16 protein-coding genes are annotated in these 18285 nt (G+C 51.6%); 15 read left to right on the top strand and 1 reads right to left on the bottom strand.

Features of this window, described 5'->3' with window-relative positions; translation table 11 throughout:
• Window positions 1-3 precede the first annotated feature (3 nt).
• Window positions 4-1371, top strand: coding sequence for a tRNA uridine-5-carboxymethylaminomethyl(34) synthesis GTPase MnmE (mnmE, locus tag IOQ59_RS16530; RefSeq protein ID WP_193954563.1), 1368 nt, complete (start codon window positions 4-6; stop codon window positions 1369-1371).
• Window positions 1372-1425: 54 nt separating this feature from the next.
• Window positions 1426-1863 carry a thioredoxin TrxC gene (gene trxC / locus IOQ59_RS16525; RefSeq protein ID WP_228050968.1) on the top strand — a complete coding sequence of 146 codons (438 nt, stop codon included), beginning with the start codon at window positions 1426-1428 and terminating at the stop codon, window positions 1861-1863.
• Between the two features lie 109 nt (window positions 1864-1972).
• On the opposite strand, the gene IOQ59_RS16520 is transcribed toward trxC, so the two are convergent.
• Window positions 1973-2446, bottom strand: coding sequence for a DoxX family protein (locus tag IOQ59_RS16520; protein ID WP_193954562.1), 474 nt, complete (start codon window positions 2444-2446; stop codon window positions 1973-1975).
• A gap of 142 nt (window positions 2447-2588) precedes the next feature.
• On the opposite strand from IOQ59_RS16520, the gene IOQ59_RS16515 reads away from it, so the two are divergent.
• The 13 genes from IOQ59_RS16515 (at window position 2589) to IOQ59_RS16455 (ending at window position 17873) form a co-directional block, all read left to right on the top strand.
• Window positions 2589-3164 carry a hypothetical protein gene (locus IOQ59_RS16515; RefSeq protein WP_193954561.1) on the top strand — a complete coding sequence of 192 codons (576 nt, stop codon included), beginning with the start codon at window positions 2589-2591 and terminating at the stop codon, window positions 3162-3164.
• Window positions 3164-5317, top strand: a complete 2154-nt coding sequence (locus tag IOQ59_RS16510) for a DUF3438 family protein (RefSeq protein ID WP_193954560.1) — start codon at window positions 3164-3166, stop codon at window positions 5315-5317. Before IOQ59_RS16515 ends, IOQ59_RS16510 begins: the two co-directional genes overlap by 1 nt.
• Before the next feature lie 379 nt (window positions 5318-5696).
• Window positions 5697-5963 (top strand): hypothetical protein, encoded by a 267-nt coding sequence (locus IOQ59_RS16505; protein ID WP_228050967.1) that lies wholly within the window; start codon window positions 5697-5699, stop codon window positions 5961-5963.
• 240 nt (window positions 5964-6203) lie between these two features.
• Window positions 6204-7268: a type II secretion system protein gene (locus IOQ59_RS16500; protein ID WP_193954559.1), complete on the top strand. Its 1065-nt coding sequence runs from the start codon at window positions 6204-6206 to the stop codon at window positions 7266-7268.
• 106 nt (window positions 7269-7374) lie between these two features.
• Window positions 7375-7881: a hypothetical protein gene (locus IOQ59_RS16495; RefSeq protein WP_193954558.1), complete on the top strand. Its 507-nt coding sequence runs from the start codon at window positions 7375-7377 to the stop codon at window positions 7879-7881.
• Between the two features lie 106 nt (window positions 7882-7987).
• The gene (locus IOQ59_RS16490; protein ID WP_193954557.1) at window positions 7988-10003 is read left to right on the top strand and encodes a PilN family protein; all 2016 of its coding nucleotides are present in this window, start codon (window positions 7988-7990) and stop codon (window positions 10001-10003) included.
• A complete protein-coding gene (locus IOQ59_RS16485) occupies window positions 10000-10623 on the top strand; it encodes a hypothetical protein (protein WP_193954556.1) in 624 nt (207 codons plus the stop codon). The genes IOQ59_RS16490 and IOQ59_RS16485 overlap by 4 nt, the downstream gene beginning before the upstream one ends.
• 59 nt (window positions 10624-10682) lie before the next feature.
• Window positions 10683-11798, top strand: coding sequence for a type IV pilus twitching motility protein PilT (locus IOQ59_RS16480; protein WP_228050966.1), 1116 nt, complete (start codon window positions 10683-10685; stop codon window positions 11796-11798).
• Complete coding sequence (locus tag IOQ59_RS16475) at window positions 11798-13396, top strand: GspE/PulE family protein (RefSeq protein ID WP_193954555.1); 1599 nt, start codon at window positions 11798-11800, stop codon at window positions 13394-13396. The genes IOQ59_RS16480 and IOQ59_RS16475 overlap by 1 nt, the downstream gene beginning before the upstream one ends.
• A 13-nt stretch (window positions 13397-13409) precedes the next feature.
• Window positions 13410-14636, top strand: a complete 1227-nt coding sequence (locus IOQ59_RS16470) for a type II secretion system F family protein (RefSeq protein ID WP_193954554.1) — start codon at window positions 13410-13412, stop codon at window positions 14634-14636.
• Between the two features lie 18 nt (window positions 14637-14654).
• Window positions 14655-15941 (top strand): GspE/PulE family protein, encoded by a 1287-nt coding sequence (locus tag IOQ59_RS16465; protein WP_193954553.1) that lies wholly within the window; start codon window positions 14655-14657, stop codon window positions 15939-15941.
• A 10-nt stretch (window positions 15942-15951) separates the two neighbouring features.
• Window positions 15952-16728 carry a prepilin-type N-terminal cleavage/methylation domain-containing protein gene (locus IOQ59_RS16460; RefSeq protein ID WP_193954552.1) on the top strand — a complete coding sequence of 259 codons (777 nt, stop codon included), beginning with the start codon at window positions 15952-15954 and terminating at the stop codon, window positions 16726-16728.
• The gene (locus IOQ59_RS16455; protein ID WP_193954551.1) at window positions 16725-17873 is read left to right on the top strand and encodes a prepilin-type N-terminal cleavage/methylation domain-containing protein; all 1149 of its coding nucleotides are present in this window, start codon (window positions 16725-16727) and stop codon (window positions 17871-17873) included. Before IOQ59_RS16460 ends, IOQ59_RS16455 begins: the two co-directional genes overlap by 4 nt.
• Window positions 17874-18285 lie beyond the last annotated feature (412 nt).

The raw sequence follows: 18285 nt of genomic DNA, 5'->3' as shown, positions 1-18285 counted from the left end.
AATATGACACTGATTGATCAAGATACCATTGCAGCTCAGGCCACCCCTCCGGGACGTGGCGGTGTGGGCATTATCCGCGTCTCGGGTAAACAGGCGCAGGCCATCGCCCGTGACATACTCGGATTGGAACCCAAACCCCGTTACGCCCATTACGGTGCGTTTATGGATGGCAGCGGTAACCAGATCGATCAGGGGATCGCTCTCTACTTTCCCGGACCAAACTCCTTTACCGGAGAAGACGTACTGGAGCTGCAGGGTCACGGCGGTCCGATCATCATGGACTTCATTCTACGTCGGGTATTGGAACTGGGTGCGCGTCTGGCACGTCCGGGTGAGTTCTCTGAACGGGCGTTCCTCAACGATAAGCTGGATCTGGCGCAAGCAGAGGCCATTGCCGACCTGATCGACAGCTCCTCCGAGCAAGCGGCACGTTGCGCCTTACGCTCACTGCAGGGCGAGTTTTCCAATCGTATTCATGAGTTAGTTGAATCTCTGATTCAGCTGCGTATCTATGTCGAAGCGGCCATTGATTTCCCTGAAGAGGAGATCGATTTTCTGGCTGACGGTAAAGTACTGTCCGATCTGGAAAGCGTGCTGGAGAGGGTAAATGCCGTCCAGTCCGAAGCCAAGCAGGGTAGCTTGCTGCGTGAAGGCATGAATGTGGTAATCGCGGGCCGTCCGAACGCCGGTAAATCAAGCCTGCTCAATGCTCTGGCAGGGCAGGAACGGGCCATCGTCACAGACATTGCCGGGACCACCCGTGATGTCCTGCGCGAACATATCCATATCGACGGTATGCCGTTACATATCATCGATACAGCCGGTTTACGCGAAGCACCTGATGAAGTGGAACGTATCGGTATCAACCGTGCCTGGGACGAGATCCGCAACGCCGATCGGGTGCTATTAATGGTGGATAGCACAACAACCGATACGGACGATCCCGAACAAATCTGGCCGGAGTTTGTTCACCAGCTGCCCGATGCAGATAAAATTACCGTCATCCGCAACAAAGCGGATCTGAGCGGTGAATCCATCGGTCAACGCGAATCCCACGGCCACACCTTGATTGCACTCTCGGCAAAAGGCAACTTGGGTGTGGATACTCTACGCGATCACCTGAAGACTTGTATGGGTTTCACCAGCACCACCGAAGGTGGATTTCTGGCCCGTCGTCGTCATCTGGAAGCGTTGGAACAGGCCCATGAACTGCTGCAAACGGGTCATGACCAGCTGGTGATGAATGGGGCGGGTGAGTTACTGGCTGAAGATCTGCGTCAGGCACAGCAGGCGCTGAACGAAATTACCGGTGAATTCAGCTCAGACGATCTGCTTGGCCGAATTTTCAGTTCGTTCTGTATCGGCAAGTAAACTGAAGCCCAGCGCAGAGCCGAGCCGTGTGTTGGACTCACAAGGAAAATAACGATGTCACTTAATCTTAGTTGCCCACACTGTAACGTCACCAACCGTATCCCGGCGGATCGTCTTGGCGATGGACCGAAATGTGGCAAGTGTAAACAACCCGTCTTCAGTGGTAAGGCACAAGAGCTGTCTGCCGCCAACGTCAGCAGCGTACTTAATCGCAACGATATCCCGGTGCTGGTTGATTGCTGGGCGACCTGGTGTGGCCCTTGTCAGCAGTTTGCACCGATCTTCGAGCAAGCAGCAAAAGAGTTTGAACCCAACATCCGACTGGCTAAGCTGAATACCGAAGCAGAGCAGGGCATCGCTGGCCAATGGCAGATTCGCTCCATTCCCACCCTGATCCTATTCCGCCAGGGCAAAGAGGTTGCCCGTATGAGTGGTGCATTGCCACTGCCTCAGCTCAAGCAATGGCTACAGCAGCAAGGTGTTTCGGTTTAACGTCCGCCATATACAGAGACCTACCTCGTTCCCATGCCCACGCATGGGAACTCAGGCAGCTGTATATTGGGGTCAAAACGTAATGAACGCTCTGACCTCCTACTTCTGACTACACCTGACTTTCCGCTGTGCTCACCGCACGGAATATCCCACTGACAGAAAAACGTCCTGCCCCCATAAACACCATCACCTGACTGCCCGCCAGACACAACATCGCCCACTCAAACCCACCATCACGGGCATAAAACCCCTGCGGCAGATGAAAATAGATCGCAACGATCATCAATCCACTCAATAGCAGTGCAGCATGTCGCGTGAAAAAACCCAGCACCAGCGCCCAACCAGCCAGCAGTTCGATCAACGCGGCTGACAGCGCCAGATAGCGAATCTGATCGTCAGAAAGAAAACCAAATAAACCCGCTACTAGTTGCGTAAATCCCTGCAATTGAATCAGGGTATAGTCCAGCAGGTTATCTTCGCGCCAGAATACACCGCTATCCCATCCCAGCTTATCCGCCCCATGAACAATAAAAATCGAACCTAAACAAACTCTTAACCCTACCAACGCCAGATCTGTTCCCACAATTGCATCCCTTCCTATGGCAAAATCAAACAACACAATCTAAATGATAATCGTTTTTATTATTGAAAACGATTATAAAATGCATAGAATGTAGGGCTAAATAACCCTGAAGTACTCAACTTCATACACTCTGGAGACACACGTGGCTGTTCGCTTTCTGCTGGCGCTCGTTGTATGGATACCCCTGATCGCACAGGCAGAAACAGCCAACGAGTCACCATCCCCCCTTAGAGTTGAAGCATTAGACTCTTCCGATCTGGCCGGAAATCTGAAAAAACTCGAGCAGTACTATGCACGCGTGAATCAGCAGATGGATAAACGTCTATCGCGTAACGCGCGTGACCCATTTGCCGATACCGAACAGACCCGTCAGCCTTCAGCACCGAGCCGCCAGAAAAAAGACCTCTTTGTCCCTAAACGTCTGGGGGGTAACACCACCGAGGATACAAAGAGCAGCGGTAAATTCTCGCTAAGCCAAGCACAACAGGAAGAATCTCAGGGTATCCCTCGCATGCAATTTCGCGGCTTTATCCGTATGGACGGTGAAAAGGCCGGTCTTTTAAATATCAACGGTCTCGGCACCTTTGTCGTGAAGGAAGGAGACAAAGTGGGCCTGCAACAGATGACCAGCGATACCGTTGTACGGATCGTTGAGATCAACCCGCTTAACCTGATTATTGAGTTCGGCAACCTTGGTGAAAAAGTGGTGATTCAGTGATGAAAAAATATATCCAGACGCTAATGGTCTGTCTGTGCATCGCGGCCCCTACAGCCAATGCAGTCGCCAAAACGATCGAGTTTGTTGAATTTAAAGACGCAGCCATCGAGGATGCGACCCGTATTCTGGCAGCGATGACCGGCAGTAACATCGCGGTCACTCAGGCCGCCAGCGGGGCTCAGGTTAATCTGCTGCTACGTGATGTAAACCTGAAGCACGCGGTGGATACCTTAGCGCGCGTATCCGGGCTCTGGTATCGCTATAGCAAAAACAATAACAGCTATCTGATCATGACCGAAGAGCAGTATCAGGGCGATATTGTGGTTTACCGTGACGATATCGTACGCACGTTCACCTTACGCCATCAGAATACGGAGTCCGCAGCTCAAACCATTAAAAATCTGTATGGAGACCGCGTTGAACTGACCTTGGAAGAGGACAATAACGGCTTTGACGGGCTGAATTTTGATACGGCCGATGAAGCAACGGTTGTCGCTCGCCGCTCCGAAAATGACGACGAAAACAATAACAACGATACCAATACGGATAGTAGCGACGACACAGACGATAAAGACAAGACTGTTCAGCTCGCCGATCAGGAGCTCAGCAGTGGTGTGATTAAACAACTGGGTGAAACGGAAAACGTCGACGCGGATAAAGCCAGCCGCTTGCTAGGTGCAACGACACCGATCTACGTCACCACCAATGCCATTCATAACCTGCTGTTTGTACGCACCAGCGATGAAAATGCCATGGCTGAGATCGAAAAAATCGTCCAGGAGACCGACCGGCCAACACCACAAGTCCTGCTGGAGATGAAGATCGTGCGGATCAGCGTGGGAGATGAGTATGATCAAGACTTTAACCTGTCGTTTAATGATGCTCAGGTCGTAGAGGGCATCACCGCAACCGGAACCTTCACACCGTCCTCGACCAACTTTGCCAACACTCCTTACACTGCCAGTAGCGATACCATATCGACGCTAGCGCGGCGCTTCTCGCAACTCAGCGGAGACAATGTCACTGCCGCAGGCTTCGACTCGGTTACCGGTGGTTTTTACCAGCTTTACAGTAAATACGTGAATGCCAAGGTCTCTTTACTGGAGAAAAACAATCAGGCAGAAGCGATCGCCAAACCGGTGGTGATGGCGTCCAACAACCGACCCGCACGCCTGTTTATCGGTGAAGAGAAAGTGATCGCCACCAGCCTGGATACCTCGACGCTGTTTTCTAACGCTAACGAATCCGGTGATCGCTCAACCAGCACCACCTCAACGCTCGAAACCGAACGGCGCAAAGTGGGCAACACCCTGATACTGCTGCCGAGCATCAACGCAGATCGCACAGTGACAATTGATATTCTGCAGGAAACCTCCACCGTAAAGCGGGGGGGCTTGCGCTTCCCGTACTTTGATAACAGCGATAATCAGATTAAATCCGTGGATCTGGACTCTGTCGAAGAGGAAAACGTCAAAACAGTCGTCGTGGCTAAAGACGGCTATACCATTGCACTGGGCGGTATGATCGACAACTCCTCATCCGAGGCCGAAACCAAAGTGCCGCTATTGGGCGATCTTCCATTCCTTGGAGACCTGTTCAAAAGCAAAAACACAGCCGACACCAACTCACAGTACGTCATGCTGCTGACACCGCATATTCTGCTCAGCCCGGAAGAGTCACAGGACAAATCCCGAGAGATCAGTGAGTTCGACTACGATACGTACAAAGAACCGTCCAGCACCACCGCTACGCCACAAGCCAGATCTTACGAGGTCGCCGATTATGTTGCCCTCAGTCGATACGCCTACGCACAAGCTCATGATCAGCCGCTACCAGCGCTTTCAGGCCTACAGGTGAATGAGGTGGTACAAACACCTTTAGCGGCGTTGCTGGACAATACCGCACTGGTCGCCTGGCCGGTCAGGGCAGCCGAACTAGATGGATTACATATCACTACAGTTAAAGTCCGCAATCAATCCGATTCAGCTCAACCAATCCGGCTGCCTGAGCTACCGGGCGAGTGGCTGGCGGCAACAACCGATCAGGAAAGTCTGGCCCCGTTTAATCAGGGCAAAGACAGTACCCATCTCTATCTGCTCTCGGATAAACCGATGGCAGACATAATTCAGACATTGGAGGCTGGGAACCGATGAGTCACAGACCCATAAAGCGAATCACAGCCCTGATAGCAATCGTATTACTTACTGGCTGCACACTGGGTCCGGTTAAAAAATCCGTCTCTATCACATCTGAAACTCAGGTCGCCACGCACGACTTAGAGAAAGGATCCGCACTGAAGATGTTTGTTTTTCAGAAGGCCTATTCTGGTGAACAAAAAGAGCAGGCTGGATACATCGTCGAATTTGAACCTAAAATCTCCGAAAACACAGAAAAAACCCGATCTGTGCTGATCTATAAAGATTAAATTTCGTACTTTTTTATTCACTGTTCAACTTTAAGCTTGACTCATACCAATAACGTAATGATAATGATTTGCATTAGCAGTGTTATTAAAGCCCGGGATGGAGTGTTATGACTGAACAGACAGTGAAGGCGAAACAGCTGGAAGAAATTGACCAGCATAAAGCGGTTCTCCAGACGCTATTTGATCTCTACGCTGAACTGTTTGAACACGATGGCTATGGTGATATGCGGATCGAAATGAAGATCCTTCGCCGTGGTCAGAAGGAGATCATCATCCATTGCGGTAAACAACACCGTTATGTACTCAATTGCAGTCACGCGCTTGCGGATGAATCGGTCATCAAAGCCTGGCTGAAGAAGGATATTCTGGCTTAATCACCAGAAAGAACGGACGCAGTAAATACGTGAGGGTGGCCACACCCTGATAAACAAAAATGGTAGGAACCAACGGATTGTGTTCTGAAGCGGTGTCGGGCGGGGTGCCCGGGTCTGATCAGCAGACAACACCAAGGGAAGCGTTCAATTGGACTGGGTAAGTTGTCACAGCTCCCGCGGGGGGAGTCTGCTCTTACGTCAACAGTCTCAAACCCAAACTTCGATTGAACTGGAAAAACAATGTTTAACTCTCTGATGAACAAGCGCGCTGCGCTGACCGCTAAATTCGCTGACGTAAAAGAAAATGACATTCAGGACGTAGAGCTGCGTTCTAAATTCCGCACACTTAAAGCAAAACAGGGCGGTTTCACCCTGCTTGAATTGCTGGTTGTTGTTGCGATTCTGGCCGCGATCGCCGGTACCGCCTCTCTGGCACTGCAGGACACTGACGCACGTGCATCTGCTGCGGCTCACGTCACTATGATGGATGAGCTGAACAAAGGTATTCGTACCTTCCGTGTCCTGAACAGAAATGCATTGCCGACCGGCTTTGATTCCCTGGTAGAAGTCACTGATGCAGGAACTGACTTCGCCGCAGGCGCAGCCGTTGCCGGAACTGCAACCTCTCCTTCAAATGAGCTGCTGGCAATTGAAGATATCGCACTGATCAACCTACCAGTGGAGATTGCCGAAATCATGAACGCTGGTGGTATTACCAGCCTGAAATACCTGAACGCTGCAGGTGATCCACCCGATGCAGGAACATGTGCTGATGTAGATGCACTGATCGCATCACGTGGGAATGCAGTCGTTGCCGGTAACATCTTCCTGTCTCCGGCTGCAAACGGCTGTGGTGCTACATGGAATAATATTGATGGTGACGCTGGAACAGCTGGCTTCCAGCTGAACGATGCTCCTAAAGTTGCCCTTTGGACTGGTGGTTACGAACGAGTCATGGGACAGGCGGGGGCTGGTTTTGATGCTACAGCACTGGCGACTGACGGTTCTGCAATCACTGCAGGTGTTGCAAACGCACCAGTATTGATGGCGGTAGGCTTAGGTCCATCGTCTTCTCTGTTTAATGCGAATGATCTGGGTGGTATGACCTCCGTACCGGTATACCGTCATGTATCTGAAACCCAATACAACCGATTTGTCGCTCTGTTTAACATCGGTACGGTTGGAGCAGGTGGTACCGGTATCACTGCCGGCGAACAGGTTACTCTGGCCGCGATTGTCGATGGCGCTGGTGACACCAAAGAAGAAGAACTGGGTGAATGGGATGGTACACGTAACACCATCTAATCGTATGACCGGTTAGCTGGAGTTAATACCTCCCGGGCCGGTCAGGGCAACCTGATCGGCCTTTTACGTTTCAGATTCTCCCCTTCTTCTTACCCGAGTCATCACTATGCAGTTGTTTAGCTTGGCATCTCTTTCATTACGCCCGTCTATTTTGCTTGCGCTGGTGTTATTGGCATTTAGCGGCCAAGTCTTTGCAGCAGATATACCGGACACAGCGGCTGTTTCACCGCCATTCGAATCGGTTGTGTTGAACGAGTTTATCGACGCCAACCAACTTTCCGCACAGATGATCGAAAAGCAGCAGCGTCTGATGCTGCCTCCTTCGACCATCCAATTTGACGCGACGCTGATGGCTCCTCCAAAAGCGGGTCATTTTTCACTGGTTTACGATGCGTTAAACCTCTGGGGTGACGGGGATATGCCCGAGATCAGTCACAGTGCTTTTGTGGGCGCAAAAGACGGACGTGTTATTGCCGTTTATGTCAGTAAACCAGCCGCCCTGCAATTGAAGTTACTACCTCAAAACGAACTCAGTCATTTTTATGCCGTTCATATCTACAACTACGCCAAAGGCCCGCGTTTGGTTGTGATCGGAGCGGAGACGCTTCACTAAGCATCATCATTAATCGCGAATGATTCCGTAACACAACAAACGGACACACATCCAAAACGTCGCCCTCGGTGAGGGCTGCGACAGAACACAACCGGAAGCATCTGTTTTGAAAAACCTGATTAACAAACTGCTGCGCCGTAAAACCGAAACGGTGATTGATGATCACGTCACAGAGATCGCCCAGGATCCTGAGACGGTCAGTATCAATCCGTTCACCGGTCAGCCCGTTGATCAACAGGACGATCATCTCCATCAGGATGTGGATCTGGCTGAGACGCTACCGGATGTGCCAGAAGGTGCATCCAGAGAACGTTTTAATCTACTCAAACTCAATACCTTGGCTGGATATTTTTCGGTCGGGCCAAGCTTCGCCATGATTGCGTTTCAAGCGGGTAGTTTTGGCTTGCGCGGAGCACTGATCCGCAACTCCCGCCATTACGCTGTTCCGGCCATCGTGGCCGAATCCCGCAACGTAGATTTCACCCGTGCCATTGCCGAAGTGATGGAACAGCTGAAGCAGCATCAGCGTCGCCTGCCCAAACGCGCGATTCTGATCACCCCCAGCGTCGTTTCATCCTTAGTTGATCTGCCCGTCAGCCCATTGCGTCCACGTTCCGATGAACAGATGCAGGAGCTGATCCGCTGGGAGCTGGAAGGGGCGGTGACTCAACAGAATAAACAGTGGTTGATCGGCTCCATGCTGGTCGAGCGCGGATACCTCAGTCCGCAGCAGCGTGATGAACTGGTCACAGAACTGCAGCTACGCCAGAGTCAGGGCGGTGAAAGCGCCATGATCCGCTTTGGTGATCTGGCTGTACAGATGAAGTACATCAGCTATGCACAGCTGGAAGAGTGCTTTTCCCTGCAGGGCAAACTGGTCGCACTGGATGATGATCTGGTATATGGCTGGCAGGCAGAAGAAAACCTCTCAGAGCAAACACTCAGTGATGAAGTGTTGCTCAGTGCCGAAGAGGACAATAACAGCGCCCATAAATGGCTGGTCAGTGGCATGAGCAAAGAGGTTCGCCGCCGCTGGGTTGGGGCATTTAATCTCAACGGCCTGAAAATTGAAGCCTTTTATCCGTCTGTAGGGGCGAGTTTCGCCAGTTTGTCCCATCGCTGTACCGATCAGGAACAATGGCTGATTGAACTGCATCAGGAACAACTGGCCTGCATCAGCGGGCATGCCGGGGGCGTAACCGAAATACAGGTCGCCGAACGTTTACCCGGTGCGGTTGATGCCCACCAGATCAACACGCTGACCGGTGTGTTACCGTCCGATCTGAAAAACCTCTATATCAACCATCAGGAACTGCTGGGTGATCAGCAGTTACGCCAACTCAGCCTGGAGTTGGGCATCAACGTACACAGCCTGACGCTGGATGCTCCGGATTTGGTCACACCTGATGGACTCAGTGACGATGCACTGCTCAGCCTCTCCGGCGCAGCAGATCACTTCCTAAATCATGTTTCCCGTGCACGTCTGAGCTGGATTGCCGCCCGTGATATCGAACCACCTATCTGGCAAAAGCTTCTGCAACCCAAAACACTGAAGCTGTCAGCGGCCATCGTTGTCATATCCACACTAGCCGGTTTTATGCTCTGGATGCACGCCAACATGTGGCAACAGGAACAGCGCCTTGCCGAGCTGAACGAAAAGTTCGAAAAAGAATCCGCCAAGCAAAAACAGTTTGGCTCCATTATCAGTCAACAATCAGGGTTGAAAGCGCTGATTGCGGATGCGCAATTGGAAGTAGGCAAGAATACTGAACTGTTGTCTCAACTCAGCCGAGAGCTGCCGCAACAACAGCTCACGGTGCCCGTCCTGTTAAAAGCGATCAGCATCAGCATACCCACAGGTGTAAAGCTGGTATCCGTGCAGCGCACTGCGGGGCAGGTACAAATTCGCGCTGAAGCAGGCGGAGATTCTCAGGGACAGGAATTTACCCATAACCTGAACCAACTGTTGAAACCGATGAATCTGCAAGTACGTTCATCCGATGTCATCCATGACCCGGAGAACCTGACACCATTGCCTTACACCATCGATATTGTGTTGCAAACAGCAGTGACACCTCTCCACTCTTCAACGCCCCCAACCCAGTCAGGAACACGCTCATGAGTTTGATCAGTGACAAGTATCAGGCCCTGCCCGAACGTGATCGTAAGATGCTATGGATCTTCATCAGTTGTTCCTTGGTGGCTGGCTATCTGTTCTGGGCAGCCGCTACTTGGGCACAGATGTTTGAGACACAAAAGATGGCTAACCGCAAAGCGGACCGAATCGAAAAGCGCTTAGGAAACGTAGATATTCCCAAACTGGAAGAGGGCATCTCCGAAGCGCATCTGGCGACCCTAAAAAACACTCTGGATAGCCAGACCCGCGAGCTGCGCAATCTGGCGAGCACACTGTTGCCGTTGAACGATGCCGGCGCCCGCGAAGCACTGAAGCTGGAACTCACACAACTGGCCCAAAGCAGTATGTTACGGGTGAGCCGCCTGACCACCAGCAAAAACACACTGCGCTCTAATCATCAGCAACTCGACGGGCAGGCACTGCGCGAGCACTTTGCCAACCGACCGCAGTTTCTATTCTCGCTGGGCGGGCATTATCTCAACTTGATCGATTTTCTCGATGCGCTGCCCGAACTGAGTTACCACATCTATGTCACCGATATCTCACTGGAAAGCGTACCCGACAGCGAAGGTTATCTGAAAATTCAGCTCAGCCTGCAGATTTAAAGTCCAGATTCAGGACGAAGTTTAAAGAGCTTAAAGAGTTTAAGGACTTAAAAATTGTTATGACCCAGAGCCTTGAGAGCCTACATCACGACATGCAGCAGGCGGAACAGATTCGTGAGTTGATGGACGCTTGTGCCACACTCGGCGCATCGGACCTGCACCTGTCCCATGGACTACCAGCAACTTACCGTATCCGAGGGCAGATCCGTTCGTCCGGAGAGCACCAATACAATGGCGCCGAAGTCGATGCGATGGCCCGTGCATTAATGTCCGAACTGCAACAAGGTCAATTCCGGCAGGATATGACGCTGGATATGGGATTTAGCACCCAGCTGGGCAATCGTTTCAGGGTCAATGTATATCGGGAACAGGGTAATACCGCGCTGGCGATCCGTTATCTGGACGGCAGTCTGAAAAGTACCTCTGAACTGGGCCTGCCTCCTCAGATGGAATATCTGGCACAGTTAAAAAGTGGGTTGGTATTGGTCTGCGGTGCCACAGGTTCGGGGAAAAGTACCACCCTGACCGCCATCCTGAATGACATCAATGAACATCAGGCCAAACACATCCTGACCGTGGAAGACCCGGTGGAATTTGTTCATCAGAACAAAAAATCCATCGTCCACCAGCGCGAGCTGTACACCGATGTGCCTAACTTCGCCAGCGCAGTAAAAGCCGCCCTGCGTGAAGACCCGGATGTCATCATGGTCGGAGAGATGCGCGATCTGGAAACCATGCGCACCGCACTGACCGCCGCTGAAACCGGCCATCTGGTCTTTTCCACCCTGCACACCAATGATGCGGTCGGCGTGATCGAACGACTGATTGGCAGTTTCCCCGGCAACGAACAAACCGTGGCCCGCCAACGTATCGCCCACGCCCTAAAAGCCGTCGTCGCACAAAACCTTGTCCCCACAATGGACGGGAAAAGTCGCGCCGTGGTGGCAGAAATTCTGATGGTGAACACGGCGGTCGCCAATCTGATCGAATCGTCCAAGAGTAAGCAGATCTACTCAGTGATGGAAAGTAGTACCCGTGAGGGGATGCAAACGCTGGATCAGGCGTTGGCTCGCGTCGTCCGCACGAAACAGATCACGGCTGACGCTGGCAGGATGTTATGCCGCGATCTGCAAACCTTTGAGCGTTTGCTCGGTGCCAAAGGCGGAGCACGCTGATGGCGTTGCAGGAAAACACCCTGATTCAGGCGGGGATCACTGCTGGGCTGATTGATCCGCAGCAGCTGCCCGAGCTCAAAACACAAGCGCGGCGTGCCGGAATCAACTTACCGGAACTGCTCTGCCGTCACGGTCGTTATCCCCTTACCGCGCTATACCGAGCCCTGGCCGAAAGCCGCCAGTTAGCGTTTTATGAACGGGGCGATATTCAGATTAAATCCGAGTTACTGACACCCTTTAACGGCGATATTTTGCTGCGCCGTCTGTTCCTGCCGGTTGAGCACAATAACGAACTGGTTGTTCTGCTGACCGATCCGGATGATCGTATGCCGGTGGATGCAGTCATGCGTTCACTGGGCCAACGTCCCCATATGGCAATGGCCGACCCGTTGCTGATCGAAACCTGCCTGCGCCAGCATTTTAAGCTCTACGAAAACAATCAGGACGCGGTCTCGATCTTCGAAGCGATCATGAAAGAGGCCTATGTCTGCAAAGCCACGGATCTGCACTTCGAACCGCTGGAAGAGGGCATGCAACTGCGTATGCGTCGGGACGGCAAGATGCATAACTACGAACGCCCGATCGATCAGGCGCTGGCCGAAGCGCTAATCAGCCGTATTAAGGTTCTCTCCGGGCTAGATATTGCCGAACAGAATATGGCGCAGGATGGCGGCTTTGCCTATCGCATCAGCGACTGGCCTGAAGCGGATGAGGTGGAGATGCGTGTTGCCACCATCCCGACCCGTTGGGGAGAGCGGGCTACCCTGCGTATTTTAGGTCAGGACACCAGTAATCTAACCCTGTCCCAGCTCGGGATGCCGGACCCTGTATTGCAACCCATGCGGGATGCTGTACGTAAACCCCATGGCATCGTATTGGTGACGGGGCCCACCGGTAGCGGCAAAAGTACCACTCTATATGCGGCACTGCGGGAACTGGATGCCAGCGAACTCAATATCCTGACCGTCGAAGATCCCATCGAGCAGGTGGTAGAAGGTACCGGACAGGTACAGGTTTCAGAGAAAGTCGGTTTCGCCAAAGCCCTGCGCTCATTTCTGCGTCATGACCCTGATGTGATGCTGGTGGGTGAGATCCGTGATAAAGAAACCGCCGAAACCGCCGTGCGTGCCGCCATGACCGGTCATATGGTGTTATCCACACTGCACACCAACAGCGCCGTTGCCTCCATCAACCGCCTTGTGGATATTGGCTGTCCGCGTTATCTCATCGCTTCCACACTCGTGGGTATTTTGGCCCAGAGACTGATTCGAAAGTTATGCACAGCCTGTCGAAAACCCCGTCCATCCACTGCGTCCGAACAGAATCATCTTCAGGTGGATAAAACCGTCACACTCTACGAACCCTGCGGCTGTGCACAATGTCTTGGTAGTGGTTTCCGGGGGCGTATCGGTATCTACGAAACCCTGTGGATAGATTCAAAAATGGAAGTGCTGATTCATGAAGGCGCCGACGATGAAGCGCTGAAAAAATACGCCAACCAACAGCAGCTGTTGAGCACTTTATGGCAGGACGCTCGCCACAAAGTACTGGATGGCACCACCAGCCTGCATGAAGCCATGCACCTACATCAGGAATAGCAGGAGAGATCTCATGGCAAAGTACAGATATAAGGCGCTCGATGCCCGCGGGCAGGAGAAAAAAGGCAATGTTGAAGCCGCCAGTCCGGCAGAAGCCACTGCACTGTTACGTTCTCGCTCCCTGCATGTATTGAAAGTTGAACTCGCTTCCAGCTTCAACCCGCTACGCCTACTCGCGATGTTACGCCGTTCGCTATCACCCAAACGGTATGCCGGTATCAGCAGCGGTGATCTGGTGATGACCTTTCGTCAGCTTGCCTTGATGTTGCGGGCGGGTAATACGTTGATTCAGGGTTTGGAGCTTTGCTCAGAAATGACGGAGAAAGTGCAGCTGCGTAACACACTGATCAACGTGCTGGTCGCGATTCAGGGTGGCTCCAGTTTCGCCGCAGCTATACAAAAACAGGGCACCCGCTTTCCGCCGCTGGTCGCCAAACTGGTTGCCTCCGGTGAAGCGTCCGGTGAGTTACAAGCCACGCTGGAACGACTGGCAGAAAGCCTTGAACGTTCGGCCGCACTGAAGCGTCAGTTTATCTCGGCCATGACCTATCCGATGTTCCTGCTGGTCGCCTCGGTGGGCGTCACGCTGTTTCTGACCCTAAGCATCATCCCCAAATTTGCCACACTGCTTGAGGGCCGCTCGCAGGATCTACCCGGCGCCACACAGGCGATGATGAATATCTCGACCTGGCTGGTGGATTACGGCCTGTATCTGGCCATCGTGCTGGGTATCGGACTCTTCCTGACACTGGCCTCGTACACCACGGTGCTCGGAAAATCGGTAATCGACCGAATTCTGCTGCATGTACCGATGGTGGGTCACAGCATCCGCACCTCCGCCATGTCTCAGATGGGATGGACCATGTCTCTGCTGCTCAGCTCAGGTTTGACGGTCCTCGAATCCCTGCGTGTGGTCAGCGACATTATGGCTAATAAACGGCTCTCTACCTGTTTCCAGCAAGCAGGGGACGAAATTCTTGCCGGACGCAGCCTCGCGTATGGCCTCAAGCAAAACAATATTCCACCCATGGTCCAGCATATGGCCGGTATCGGCGAGCGCAGTGGCGAGCTGGAACACGTGATGCGTGAACTGGGTAAGTACTATCAGGAGATGGCCGAGGCCCGGATCAAACGCATGATCTCCACCATGGAACCGGCGATGACCGTGATCGTCGCGGGGCAGGTGGGCTTCGTTTATTACGCCTTCTTTAAGGCCATGATGCAGGTATCTGCCGGGTAACCGGTAAGGAGAAGATTGATGCAACTGAACCTCAATGCGCTGGACATAAACCCTGACAATCTGGTGTTTACCCTGCAGGAAAACAGCCGCGATAACCTGACCCCGGATGAGCTAACCCACAACGACCAGACCGCACCGCTATTCCTGAATCGGATGCTGTTGGATGCGGTGAAAACGGGGGCCTCAGATATCCACTTCGAGCCCTTTGAAGAGAGTCTGCGTATCCGCCTGCGCGTCGATGGTGTCATGCAGGAGATTAACCATCTGCCAACCGGTTTTGGTCGTCAGCTGATTATTCGCCTGAAAGTCATCGCCGGATTGGATATCTCCGAGCACCATGGCACCCAAAGTGGCCGTTTCCGTATGTTGCTGGATGATAAAACCGGACTCGATTTTCGCTGCTCGATAACACCAACCCTCTACGGTGAAACCGTGGTATTGCGTCTGTTGCATCTGCCGTCTGAACTGCTGGACCTCACGATGCTGGGGCTGAGTCAGCCACAAATTCAGCTGATCCAGCATGTCAGCCAGCGTTTGCAGGGCATGATTCTGGTCACCGGCCCCACCGGCAGTGGCAAGACCGTCACTTTGTATACATTGCTCAAGCAATTGAACAACCACCAGCGCAATATCTACACGGTCGAAGACCCGGTTGAGATCAACCTGCCCGGTGTCAATCAGATCAATATCAGTGCCCGCCAGAGCATCACATTCGCAAACATTGCCCGCAGCATCTTAAGGCAGGACCCGGATGTGATCATGCTCGGAGAGATGCGCGATGAAGAAACCATCGATACCGCGATCAAAGCCTCCCACACCGGCCACTTGGTGCTCTCTACTCTACATGCCACCAGCGCCACCAAAGCCATTCCACGCCTGAGAAATCTGGGTGTGAACGATCACAACATCGGCTCCACATTAAGCCTGGTGATCAGCCAGCGTTTGCTGCGCAAGCTTGATCCCAATAGCCGCGAGCGGGACGAAGTATCCCCGCAACGTCTCAAAGCGATCGGTTTTAAGGACGACGAAATCGCAGAGCTACAGCTCTACCGTGCTAAACCCAGCGATACCAGTCGCACCGGATATAAGGGCCGTATCGGTATCTTTCAGGTTCTGCCGATCAACCATGACCTGGAAGGTCTGATTGCAACCGGCGCCAACGATCAGCAGCTGGAGATCTATGCCGAGCAACAGGGGCTCGCCAGCTTACGCCAATCCGCACTCGACAAACTGAAGGCCGGTATCACCGATATCAACGAAGTCCAGCGCGTATTAGGTCTGGCTGAAAACCGGATCGCAGAGTAGGGGAGGCACAATGAAGAACACACTACGAACGCCTTATCCAACCTACAAAAGACAGCAGGGTTTTACCTTGCTTGAACTGCTGGTCGTAGTCTCTGTTCTGGCGTCTCTTGCGGGTATTGCAGCGGTGGCGATGGACGGCTACGAGCAAGATGCGCAGGAACAGCTAGTGCATGTCGAGATGAAACGGATCGCCAATGCGATCTACCGGTTTAAGGAAGATACGGGGTATTTTCCGAAAGAGGGGATGTTTACAGCAGATAACCTATTCGGGGCTAGCGATAGCAGCACCACAAAATCCAAGTATGAACATCAAAATAATTTGGGTTGGCTTTTATCAGCTCCTGAGCTCTACGACACCAATGGAGATAATGATACTGACAGCTCCGACGGTGATCCTAGAAATCGATTACCTTGGAATCATAGTACGGGCCGCGGATGGAATGGCCCCTATCTAACAATCGAGTCCAAGCAGTTACTAAGCACACAAGACTGTGATTTGTCGGTCACAGGCTCCAACAACAGCTTTGATGCGATAGCTGATCCGTTTGAGCGTAAGAAAACCTATTCCGGTAGTGATTCATGCTTTCTTGTCTTGGATGAAGGTAATTGGGTATCCCGCGAATTTGCGGGCATGCCATATAGATATGACACAAACTATAAAGACAGCAATGTTTCCGAATGTACTTCCAGTTGTATTGCGTTAATTAGTGCCGGCAAAAACAGTGAATTTAACGAAGCGACTGCTACTGACGACGATATAGTCATTGTTCTGAGGTCTGACGGATGAAGCAAAAAAATATTAGAACTCAAAAAGGCTTTACTTTACTTGAGCTGGTGGTTGTCGTAGCTGTACTCGGTTTGATAGCTAATCTAGCTACCGAATTCGTTGCCCAAAATACCAACCAAGAACGTTTTGAAGCGACAAAATCCAGACAAACGATGATTCGGCAGGCAATTCTAGGCACCCCATCTGAAATACTCTATGGCGTTCCTAATATCGATGGCTTTATTGCCGATATCGGTCATCCTCCTATGTACCTTCGAGAGCTTCTCACTTCCTCTGGATATTGCCCAAATCCAGAGTTTTTAAATAGTGAAACCAATTGTAACGACGCAGCAACCGCATCAGGCAAGCCTGATGAAGAATGGAGAACAGGATTAGGGCCAAAGTGGAATGGCCCCTACATCAGTGGCTTTGACTTAGTCTCAACGAAATATAACGACATGAATATTAGTTATCCTGTATTGAGAGATGCGTGGGGGAACACCTTCTTAGCCTGGGCTAAACCAACAGACGATGAGCAAACTAAACTAATAAAAGATGTTCTCAACTTTGGATGGAAATATGAGATAAATACCAGCTCAGGTCATATATACCTATACAGTGCAGGCTTAAACGGCCAACAAGATCCGGAAGATAATAACTATAGTTTGCAGACAGATAACGCTGGCTATAACGCTTACCATGAGCAGTCCCGATATGAACAGGATCTTCCGAGAACTATGTATGTTCCATTATCTACACCTTCGAACGGAATGACCCATGAATTGAAAAAAGAAGTACCTCTGATTGCAGCATCAGAGTATCGACTTAACAAAGCCAGCTTCGGATCTGACTTCAGCATCGAAATAACTGTTAACAACCTAGAGTCAGGTCTTTGTCCGCGTATTTGGAGGGGCTTTTCCAATGTCAGAAGTAATACTTATACCTCCTCAGAAATACTCACATCTCCTATAGTATTGGAGTTTTCTGAACTTCAGGAAATTACCGACCAATCAGGATTCATCTCACACGGTGTCTTCAATATAGATATTGCGGATTGCAGTACCATGGAAGCTGTATCCAGATGCGCGGAGGATGACTTAACAATCGCCGTTTCTTCAACTACATCCCTGATATCCCCAACCTCTTGGACATGTAATATAAATTAGCCTGCTGATGTCGTCGGGTGCTACCGCACTTCGCTCGTTCCCACGCTCCCGCGTGGGAATGCATACATATCCAACCAATTTACCCATACGTATGGGTTCCCACGGAGGACCGTGGGAACCAGAAAATATCCAAATAGCCCTCACGCGAATAACATTTTCAAAACCAAACGCGCCACCCTATACATAAATGTTATAGATCATTCAAAATTCGCCTGTTCTTTGTCTCCAGCTGATCCAAAAAACCTAAATAGAACAATTACCTACTACGTAAAGTCGCGTTCGGAGAGCGCTGCTACAATTTCCAACTCCAACCGAAGATTTGGCCAATACCGACATCGACACACTTTGGTACTAAATCATTATTGCTAATACGAATAATTATCAATAAACTAACCGCACATTTTTTGAACTG

This window comes from Pontibacterium sinense (assembly GCF_015209595.1).
GTDB lineage: Bacteria > Pseudomonadota > Gammaproteobacteria > Pseudomonadales > Balneatricaceae > Pontibacterium > Pontibacterium sinense.
Note: the sequence above shows the minus strand (reverse complement) of the source record. Positions and strands in the feature narration are given on the sequence as shown.

Bases quoted from the DNA above. Each gene is read 5' to 3' on its own strand.
- mnmE (WP_193954563.1), top strand. From the start codon at position 4: ATGACACTGATTGATCAAGATACCATTGCAGCTCAGGCCACCCCTCCG.
- trxC (WP_228050968.1), top strand. From the start codon at position 1,426: ATGTCACTTAATCTTAGTTGCCCACACTGTAACGTCACCAACCGTATC.
- IOQ59_RS16510 (WP_193954560.1), top strand. From the start codon at position 3,164: ATGAAAAAATATATCCAGACGCTAATGGTCTGTCTGTGCATCGCGGCC.
- IOQ59_RS16505 (WP_228050967.1), top strand. From the start codon at position 5,697: ATGACTGAACAGACAGTGAAGGCGAAACAGCTGGAAGAAATTGACCAG.
- IOQ59_RS16500 (WP_193954559.1), top strand. From the start codon at position 6,204: ATGTTTAACTCTCTGATGAACAAGCGCGCTGCGCTGACCGCTAAATTC.
- IOQ59_RS16495 (WP_193954558.1), top strand. From the start codon at position 7,375: ATGCAGTTGTTTAGCTTGGCATCTCTTTCATTACGCCCGTCTATTTTG.
- IOQ59_RS16485 (WP_193954556.1), top strand. From the start codon at position 10,000: ATGAGTTTGATCAGTGACAAGTATCAGGCCCTGCCCGAACGTGATCGT.
- IOQ59_RS16480 (WP_228050966.1), top strand. From the start codon at position 10,683: ATGACCCAGAGCCTTGAGAGCCTACATCACGACATGCAGCAGGCGGAA.
- IOQ59_RS16475 (WP_193954555.1), top strand. From the start codon at position 11,798: ATGGCGTTGCAGGAAAACACCCTGATTCAGGCGGGGATCACTGCTGGG.
- IOQ59_RS16470 (WP_193954554.1), top strand. From the start codon at position 13,410: ATGGCAAAGTACAGATATAAGGCGCTCGATGCCCGCGGGCAGGAGAAA.
- IOQ59_RS16465 (WP_193954553.1), top strand. From the start codon at position 14,655: ATGCAACTGAACCTCAATGCGCTGGACATAAACCCTGACAATCTGGTG.
- IOQ59_RS16460 (WP_193954552.1), top strand. From the start codon at position 15,952: ATGAAGAACACACTACGAACGCCTTATCCAACCTACAAAAGACAGCAG.
- IOQ59_RS16455 (WP_193954551.1), top strand. From the start codon at position 16,725: ATGAAGCAAAAAAATATTAGAACTCAAAAAGGCTTTACTTTACTTGAG.